The sequence below is a fragment of the Ectobacillus panaciterrae DSM 19096 genome, from assembly GCF_000430785.1.
Lineage (GTDB): Bacteria > Bacillota > Bacilli > Bacillales > Bacillaceae_G > Ectobacillus > Ectobacillus panaciterrae.
On sequence record NZ_AUMR01000126.1, the window covers coordinates 1 to 9,042 of the forward strand.

Here is a 9,042-nt window from a genome sequence, read left to right on the forward strand (position 1 = left end):
ATAAAAACATCAATGATGAAAATTTCCGTTATTATATTCTGAAACAAAAAGCAGATGTGTTCAATGCGATGAAGAGTTTCTTCAAGCAGGAGGCTGCGGAGAAGAGCAGATAGGAAAGAGCCTTGCGTACAATGGGAGTGTGTATGCAGGGCTTTTTTACTTAGGCTCTTTTCGCAAAGATGGGTGCTATTAGATAAGTAAGGAATATACATGATTTCATGTAACGCTGTAATCCGAATAGGTGGGGAAGGCAGCGGAAGAATCCTGTCTTATCAAGCCTGTATAGGATTCTGTATATCATATACAAAGACAGCAAGATACAGAATCCTTGCCGCATCGGGTCTTCTGATATAAAGGAGCTTCCGATAATGACATGTTATGTAAACCTCACATGAATAACATATACATCATTAATAAAATCAGGCTGCCTGGAAAAGGTAGCCCATTCGTTAAATCATTCTATAATTGAATTTTCTTTTAATCGTGATTTTCTCCCTCATACCATGGATTAAGATGGATAAGAACCTCCTGTACCTCTGGATCTTGGATCATAATCATCGTTTTTATTTCTCTACAGATATCATGCCCTTGTTGAATACTTAGGTATGCAGGAACACTTACCCTAGCATCGATTAACACATAGTGACCGTGCTCTCGAGCGCGAAGTCTATCAATCCGTTTTATATAGGGGTGTGTTTGAATGAGTTCTTCATACCGTGTACATTTTTCTGTAGGAAGGCTACCTTCCATTAAAATATCTACAGATTCTTTTCCCATATGAAGGGCAAGCTTTAAGACAAAAATAGAAACGACAATTCCAGCTAATGAATCCCCATAAGCAGCGTATGGAATAGGATATACACGATTGAGTAAAGCAATACCAATTCCGACTACAGCTGCAATGGAAGCATATACATCGGCCAGATGATCATAAGCCGTTGCTAGTAACCCTTTACTATTCGCTTGTCGACCAATACGCACTGTATATACATATAAAACTTGTTTCCATATTAAAGAAACAAGAGCCGCTATAAAAGCAATCATATGCGGTTCAGTTGCTGGATGAAATAAGGATTTAATCGATTCATATGCCATAAATAAAGCTGCAAAAGCTAAAATAATAGCTACTACTCCGGAAGAAATGACTTCTGCTTTCCCGTGACCATAAGGGTGATCGTTATCAGCTGGTTGATTTGAAATTTTCATAGAGCCTAAGGAGGCTATGGAAGCCACTACATCTGCAGCATTGTGAACGCCGTCTGCCACTAATACTTGACTACGGAAGAGTATGCCAATGACAATCTTTATAACAGTCAAAAATATATTACTGATCACACTAATCCAAGCAGCTAATATGGATGCTGCATGCGCACGATTCATATATACACCTCCTTTTCATTATCAATTCATTTTTGTCAAAAAAAGTTAATGGACTTGTTCAATCTTCATATCAGTATTGTTATTATGTATCACACTGTAACCAATCAAAACAAATAGCATGATAAAAAATATAAAGAGTAGCCTCCGAACCAAAATGCATATTCACTCCTTTTATACTCATATATAAAGGCATATAAAATGCACATAAATATGGGAGACGTAAGTGCATTTTTGCTCCTTTCATACCTTACCAAACAAAAAGCGAGTGGGTCTACACAAACATTTTTGTATCAAAGTATATATGTAGGTTAATGTTCATTTTGTTTCGTTATCCTTTATTTGTTGGACGAAGTAAAACTTTAAACTAAAAATAGTACGTGTTATGTAATGTTCTTACTTTTATTATAATAAAATACTTTTACCGATAATCAGGAGCAGCGGAACAAGAAAGCTCGTCGGAGCAAGGTGACGAGCTTTTTTATAGAATGTTCGATACATAGGCTCTCGATAACACTGATTATGTAACCTGCGTCATTTTATGCGAAAAAGACCACTTGCATTAGCGAGTGGTCTTAGCTTTTAATGTATATGTACTGAAGATTAAGCAACATCTTTAACTTTTTTTGTTTTATTGACAAATAGTTTCTCTTTAAGTGTTGGCATAATTATACCGTCTACTCCATATCGCCCTGCATTCATAGCAGAAACGAGAATAAATATAGATAATAAAACAAGTTGTGGATTTGTGCTTGTCGAACCGCTGAACATATAAGAGAAATTCATCATCATGCCGAAAAAGACTGTCGTTTTCGTGAAACAACCAATCAATAATCCGATTCCGACGAGTAATTCTCCCCAAGTTACTAAAACATTGAATAATTCTACGTTAGGAATAACTGCGCTTTTCAGAAATGCAACCCACCATCCTTGAACAGCAGGATGTTCTCCAGTTGCTTGTGCCAGAGCACCCTTTAGGAAACCAGAGGCATCAAACTTTCCACTTGTTATTTTGCCCCAACCAGCCATAATCCACGTATATCCGAGATATACACGCAACACAGCCAAAAGTATAGAGACATTTTTGTTTTGTCTTAGAACATTGATAAACATACCTTTCCCCCTAGGAATTAATGATTTCTATCTCTAAGGGATATAATAGTATAATTGGTAATGATTTTCAATATCGATTATATTAATATCTTGTAAAAAACTTCTTATAGGTATGCAAAAGAAAGATGAACAGTTTATACATTCCTAGTTGATATAACATCACTGGTTCTGATGCAAAAACCTTAAACTGATTGTAATTAATCTATCAAACTTGGATAAGTTATCGTGGTGAATAAGGTTATATGTATTACATATGGCCGTGGGTGTCATTCAAGCTGTGCAAGAACGAGGGTTACGGGTCCCGCAAGACGTATCAGTAGTTGGATTTGACAATGTTCAAATCTCCAGGGTGGTTCAACCTAATTTAACAACGATTGATCAACCGATTTTTCAAATTGGAATAAAGTCAATGGAGCTTCTGATGTCATGTTTAGAGGGGAATGTATTGGAAGATAAGAGAACTGTGTTAGAAGCAAATCTGTGTATTCGAGAATCAACATGAGTAAATCAGATTTTTTTTAAGGGTTGCGGGATCGATCCCGCAACCTGCAACTCCATGAAGCAAACAACTAATCGGAGGAAAGGACAATTATAAGAATAATAGGGGGATGGTTACATGAGCCTTAAGGGGAAAAGAGCGATCGTTACGGGGGCAGGAAAGGGAATAGGTAGAGCAATCGCTACTGCTTTAGCGAAAGAAGAGGGGCATGTAGGATTAGTGGCTAGAACTATGGAAGATTTGGGCAACCAATCCACAATAATGGAGCAATATTGTTAAATACATATGGGAGGGAGCAGAACATATGAAATACCGTCGACTTGGAAAGACAGAACTTAAAGTTTCAGTAATTGGGGTGGGAACCTGGCAATTTGGTGGAGAATGGGGGAAAGATTTTTCTCAGCAAGAGGTAAACCAAATTTTAGGCAGAGCAAAAGAATTAGGGATTAATCTGATTGATACGGCAGAATGTTACGGTGATCATCTATCTGAAGCTTTGATTGGAACGTATCTTCAACAGAATAATCGAGAAGATTGGATTGTAGCAACAAAATTTGGTCACCGCTTCCATGGTCATCTAAACCGTACCGATCATTGGTCAGCTGAAGAAGTTTTAAAGCAGCTAGATGATTCGTTGAAAGCACTTCGTACTGACTATATTGATATTTATCAATTTCATTCTGGAAGCGATGAAGTTTTTGATAACGATGATTTGTGGACAGCCCTGAACAAGCAAATACAGGCTGGAAATATTTGTCATCTTGGTATTTCTATCGGCAGCAATGATAATATATACCAAACGGATGCTGCTACAAAGGTACATGCGGAGGCGGTCCAGGTTGTGTACAATCGAGTGGATCGAAAGCCCGAAGGCAAAGTGTTGCCTTCATGTCAGAGGCAGGACTTGGGCGTATTGGCCCGGGAACCTTTAGCTAACGGATTTTTGAGTGGCAAATATAACCCAGGTACCGTATTTGGACAAAACGATTGGCATAGTGTCAAAAATCAGGAACAGTTGAAGCTGGTTGAGGAAATTCAACGTAAGGAATTGCCTGAGGGAGTGAATATGGCGCAGTGGGCGCTAGCCTGGTGCCTTCAAAATCCTGCTGTTACGTGTGTAATTCCTGGTTATAGAAACGTAGAACAATTAGAGTCGAGTGCTAAAGCGGCAGATCTAGAACTTGTGAATCATTCTCATCCTCAAGCATGGAAATCTAAAGTTTATGAATGAAATTCCCTCTATTACTATCCGTATGCTGGACTGCCATGGTGGAGTTTAAAAAACGAAAGGGAGAATTTACATGAATTATAGAACACTTGGGAAAACGGGATTTAAAGTTTCTGAAATTGGTTATGGAGCCTGGGGTATCGGTCAAAGCAGCTGGATTGGTGCAAGTGACGATGAATCATTACAGGCGTTGCATAAGGCGGTTGACCTTGGTTTGAATTTTATTGATACTGCTTTAGGTTACGGAAATGGTCATAGCGAGAAACTGATAGGTCAGGTGGTAAGGGAGCGGTCTGAAAACATCTATGTCGCCACTAAAATTCCTCCAAAAAATAAGCAATGGCCAGCTCAAGTGGGTGTACCAGTAGAGGAAACGTTCCCTGCGGAGCATGTGATTGCATGCACGGAAGAAAGTCTGCGTAATCTTGGTTTGGAAACCATCGATGTTCAGCAGTTTCATGTTTGGTCAGATGAATGGGTAGACCAGGGAGATTGGCTGGAAGCAATCGACAAGCTCAAACGGGAAGGGAAAATTCGTTCCTTTGGTGTTTCCATTAATGATTATCAACCAGAAAACGCGATTAAGCTGATCGAAACCGGGGTTGTGGATACTGTTCAGGTCATTTATAACATTTTTGAGCAGAGTCCAGAAGACGCCCTCTTTCCTGCATGTCAAAAACACAACGTGGGTGTCATCGTCCGGGTGCCGTTAGATGAAGGTGGATTGACAGGAAGGATTACACCTGACACTATATTTCCGGAGGGGGATTTTCGGAATAATTATTTCAGAGGAGATCGGAAACAGGAAGTTTTTGAACGTGTACAAAAGATTATTGCTGACCTGAATATCTCTTCAGAGCAGATGTCGGAAACAGCACTTCGCTTTATTCTAAGTCATCCAGCAGTTTCCGCTGTTATTCCTGGTATGCGTTCGGTTCGTCATGCCGAATTGAATTGCCAAGTAGGGGATGGAAAGGGACTACTGAAAGAACAATTGGAGCAGCTTAGAGCCCATCGCTGGATTCGGAATTTCTATAAGGCTTGAGGTTCTCAAAAGGAACAAAATGAAAAGCTACTTTTCAATTGGCTTCAGCTTGTAGAAAAAGGTCCATTTTTAGGCCTCTGTCTACAAGCTGAAGCAGTAACATTAAGTTAGTACTTTTACGATTTTTTAATTTTTAACTTGCAGGAAAACGATTTTTGACAAGATGTTTTAGTTCTTCTAACATACTTTGGCGTTCTTCATTCGAAATTACGGGTACACCTGTGAAAAAGCGATGCTCAATAGTATCGATTCCGCAAAAAGCAAGAGTGCCTATGTCCATTGCTATCTCCATTGGAGAAATGAGGTTGCTAGCAGAAAGAATATGTTCAGGTGTACCCGTTGTTTGGATAACGATCGCTTTTTTCCCTTTTAGTAATCCTTCTGCTCCTTGTTCAGTATAACGAAAAGCAAAACCATTTGAAAAAACCCTGTCAATGTACCCTTTTAACATAGCTGGCATATTGATCCACCAGGTAGGATAAACAAAAAATAGAGTATCAGCCCATTCAATATGATTTTGTTCATTTTTAATATCTTCCGGAATCTGATTTTGAAAAAATTGTGTAAAATCATCCGCATGTAAAATCGGATTAAAATCCATCTCATATAAGTCTCTGACTCGAACTTCATGGCCGAGTATGGTTAATTCATTAACGAGTGTTTCTTTAATAGCCGCGTTAAAACTCTTTGTATTGGGATGCGCATAAATAATAAGGGATTTCATATTTCCTCCTATGCTTAAAAGTATAAATATCAACTATATAATCCCCAATTACTAACTCAAAAATTCTATTTTGCTTATAAAAACATCAACGATGAAAATTTCCGTTATTATATTTTGAAGCAGAAAGCAGACGTATTCAATGCGATGAAGAGTTTCTCAAGCCAGAGGCTGCGGAGAAGAGCAGATAGGAAAGAGCCTTGCGTACAAAGGTTCCATTTTCATGTTCAGATAATGCGTTTTCTGCATAATATTAGATGTTTATTATGGTTTTGCGACCTAATCTATTATATTTTCATAAAAGATAGTAATATTATTCAATTGACAGAATAACAGTCATAAATGATAATAACAATCAGTTACGATAATAATGATAATTGTTATCAACAAATTTAATCAAAAGGATTATGGAGCTGATGATATGTTTAGGCGAATTAGCTATTCCACTTTTTTCATCCTTCTATTATTACTAGCCTGGATGAAACCGCTTACCAGTTGGGCTGCCAGTCAGGGAACAGAAAATATGAGTAAAGTGGAGCAATACGTCGATCAAGCATTAACGATTGCGAAGCAAGGAAATCTAGCCGAAGCACAGAAAACCTACCAGAAATTTAATGATACTTGGCTTGAAATTGAGAGCTCTGTGAAGTCGGACTCTGGTCAGGCATATAGTGATGTTGAGTCCAATATGGGTCAAGTACAATATGCTTTCATTCAGAACAAACAACAAGATGTTATCAAGGCATTGCAGGGGCTTCAAAGTGTCAATGATAAATTCATTCGCGGTCAGTATACGAAGGGTGATGGGTTTAAGAAGCAAAATATAACGCTTTCTGATTTCATTGTGATGTTGCAAAAGACAAAAGAAAAAGTTCAAAACACTGATCAGCAGTCGTCTCTTTCGGATATTACTAAGGTTCGAGAGTCTTGGCTCAGCATCGAAGGAACTGTGGTGGCACAATCCGCCACATTATATAACAATTCAGAGCGAGATATGGTCACGGTGAATGCGATGATTTCTGATGGTAATTATAAGGGGGCTGCCGAGTTACTTGACAAGATGATCGGGTACTTGACGCCGCTTGCCAGCAAAAGCAGTTATACCATTTGGGATGCCGCAATGATACCGATCCGTGAAGGACTGGAAGCACTGTTGGTTGTAGGCGCATTATTAGCCTTTGTTAAAAAGTCTAATGAAGGAAAGGGAAAAGTTTGGATTTGGAGCGGGGTTTCAGCCGGCTTAGTTCTGAGTGCTATTTTAGCGGTCATTGTAAAATTCGTTTTCACATCTGGGGCTTTCGGTCAGAATAATTTCCTGATCTCTGGTTGGACAGGTATTGTGGCTGCCGCGATGCTTCTTTACATGAGCTATTGGTTACATAGTAAGTCGAATATCGCAGAATGGAATCAATATATTCATAACAAAAGTCAATCAGCGTTGGATACGGGGCGGATCATCTCTCTTGGTGTGCTTTCGTTCTTAGCCGTCTTTCGAGAGGGAACAGAGACTGTACTTTTCGTTATTGGTATGGTGAATCAGATTAGCTTTCAACAGTTGATAATTGGTATTTTAATTGGTCTGGGCATCTTGGCGGTTATTGCGTATCTTATGCTGGTTATCGGTGTTAAATTGCCTATGCGACCGTTTTTCTTGGTATCAAGCTTGATTGTTTTCTATCTATGCTTCAAATTTACAGGGCTGGGTATTCATAGCTTTCAGCTCGCAGGTTCTTTACCGTCTACAACATCTCAGAACTTGCCAAGTATCGATTTCTTAGGGTTCTATCCATCCTGGCAGAGTGCCATACCGCAAATCGCGTTGCTCTTGCTTGCTTTGGGAACTTTGATGTGGAACCGAATCACAAAACAAAGACAACAGATTCAGAAAACAATACAAAACTAAAACATTATAGTTCAAATATTAGGAGGAATGTATTCTATGAAACTTGTAAACACCATTGCTGCATTAGCTATGACTGGTACATTAGCCTTAGCTGGATGTAGTTCGGCCAACCATTCTGCATCTAGTGCTTCAACTACTTCTAAGACTGAAGATCAATCAAACAGTCAGTCTTCATCAAAAGAGAAACCTACTACAACGAATGTGAAAGACGGGGTTTCAGCATTGCTCCATGATGCCAAACAGCTAAAGAAAGGCATTGATGCCAACGATGAATCAAAAATTAAAGAGAATGGTCCAAAGCTCGAAGAGAGTTGGAAAACGTTTGAAGATGGTGTGAAATCACAATACCCTGACCAATACGCACAAGTTGAAAAATACCTTGACCCGATCGTGGCAGGATCGAAGGCAAGCACTATTGATAAAGAGACGCTCTCGAAACTGAATAATCAGTTGATCGACGTTTTATATCAATTATCGCAGAAGCTCATTCCTGTTGATCAAGTCAAAGCTGGCGTTTCAAAGCTACTTACAACGACGGGCGAGCTAAAACAGGCGATCAATGCAGGTGATGAAGCGAAGATAAAAGAGATAGGACCAAAATTGGAGGAAATTTGGAAGACTTTTGAGGATGGAGTAAAGCCGGGATACCCAGATCTCTATGAGCAGCTTGAAAAATCTCTGAATCCAGAAGTAGCAGGTTCTCAAGTAAGTCCTCTTGATAAACAAACACTTGGAAAATTAAATGATGAGTTAATACAAACATTACATGCTCTAGAACAAAAGGCAAACTAAAACCAGAATAGAAAAAAGTAATGAAAAATGAGACAGTTAATAAAATAGAGGCAGGTTAAGAGACCTGCCTCTATTCTCAGGAACAGAAGCTTGAAGCTTTCATTTGAAAGTTTCAAGTTTTTTAGCCTCAAAATGAACTTGAAAACTTTAAGGTTTGATTTTTTATACTTAGAGTAACGAGTTGTAAGGGGGATTTTTTAGTGATGGATTGTATAAACTAAAAGCTAAATACCCATACTAATAATTTTGGGTATATCCTGGCTAACTGTACCAATATAACCGCCATTCAACCCTAATGTCTGCTTATAAAAACATCAATGATGAAAATTTCCGTTATTATATTCTGAAACAAAAAGCAGATGTG

Annotated in this window: 9 protein-coding genes; 6 read left to right on the forward strand and 3 right to left on the reverse strand. The window is 38.7% G+C overall.

All coding sequences use genetic code 11. From position 1 onward, the window contains the following. Positions 1 to 477: 477 nt before the first annotated feature. Entirely contained in the window at positions 478 to 1,380 is a 903-nt protein-coding gene (locus tag H540_RS0120465) for a cation diffusion facilitator family transporter (RefSeq protein ID WP_028402179.1), read from the reverse strand. A gap of 600 nt (positions 1,381 to 1,980) precedes the next feature. Then, complete coding sequence (locus tag H540_RS0120470; protein ID WP_028402180.1) at positions 1,981 to 2,490, reverse strand: DoxX family protein; 510 nt, start codon at positions 2,488 to 2,490, stop codon at positions 1,981 to 1,983. Between the two features lie 253 nt (positions 2,491 to 2,743). Between H540_RS0120470 and H540_RS0120475 the strand changes: the two genes are divergently transcribed. From H540_RS0120475 to H540_RS0120490, 4 genes are all read left to right on the forward strand, one after another. Then, entirely contained in the window at positions 2,744 to 2,992 is a 249-nt protein-coding gene (locus H540_RS0120475; RefSeq protein ID WP_028402181.1) for a substrate-binding domain-containing protein, read from the forward strand. A gap of 114 nt (positions 2,993 to 3,106) precedes the next feature. Then, a complete protein-coding gene (locus H540_RS32430; RefSeq protein ID WP_081415221.1) occupies positions 3,107 to 3,268 on the forward strand; it encodes an SDR family NAD(P)-dependent oxidoreductase in 162 nt (53 codons plus the stop codon). Positions 3,269 to 3,293: 25 nt separating this feature from the next. Continuing rightward, positions 3,294 to 4,220 (forward strand): aldo/keto reductase, encoded by a 927-nt coding sequence (locus H540_RS0120485; RefSeq protein WP_028402182.1) that lies wholly within the window; start codon positions 3,294 to 3,296, stop codon positions 4,218 to 4,220. Positions 4,221 to 4,290: 70 nt separating this feature from the next. Continuing rightward, a complete protein-coding gene (locus H540_RS0120490) occupies positions 4,291 to 5,262 on the forward strand; it encodes an aldo/keto reductase (RefSeq protein ID WP_028402183.1) in 972 nt (323 codons plus the stop codon). Positions 5,263 to 5,395: 133 nt separating this feature from the next. Here H540_RS0120490 and H540_RS0120495 read toward each other — a convergent pair whose 3' ends face one another. Next, a complete protein-coding gene (locus H540_RS0120495) occupies positions 5,396 to 5,986 on the reverse strand; it encodes an NAD(P)H-dependent oxidoreductase (protein ID WP_028402184.1) in 591 nt (196 codons plus the stop codon). Between the two features lie 418 nt (positions 5,987 to 6,404). Here H540_RS0120495 and H540_RS0120500 point away from each other — a divergent pair, with 418 nt between their 5' ends. After that, on the forward strand, positions 6,405 to 7,886 hold the full coding sequence (locus tag H540_RS0120500; protein ID WP_028402185.1) for an FTR1 family iron permease: 1,482 nt from the start codon (positions 6,405 to 6,407) through the stop codon (positions 7,884 to 7,886). A gap of 36 nt (positions 7,887 to 7,922) precedes the next feature. After that, a complete protein-coding gene (locus H540_RS31515) occupies positions 7,923 to 8,678 on the forward strand; it encodes a hypothetical protein (protein ID WP_051317218.1) in 756 nt (251 codons plus the stop codon). The last annotated feature ends 364 nt before the right edge of the window (positions 8,679 to 9,042 follow it).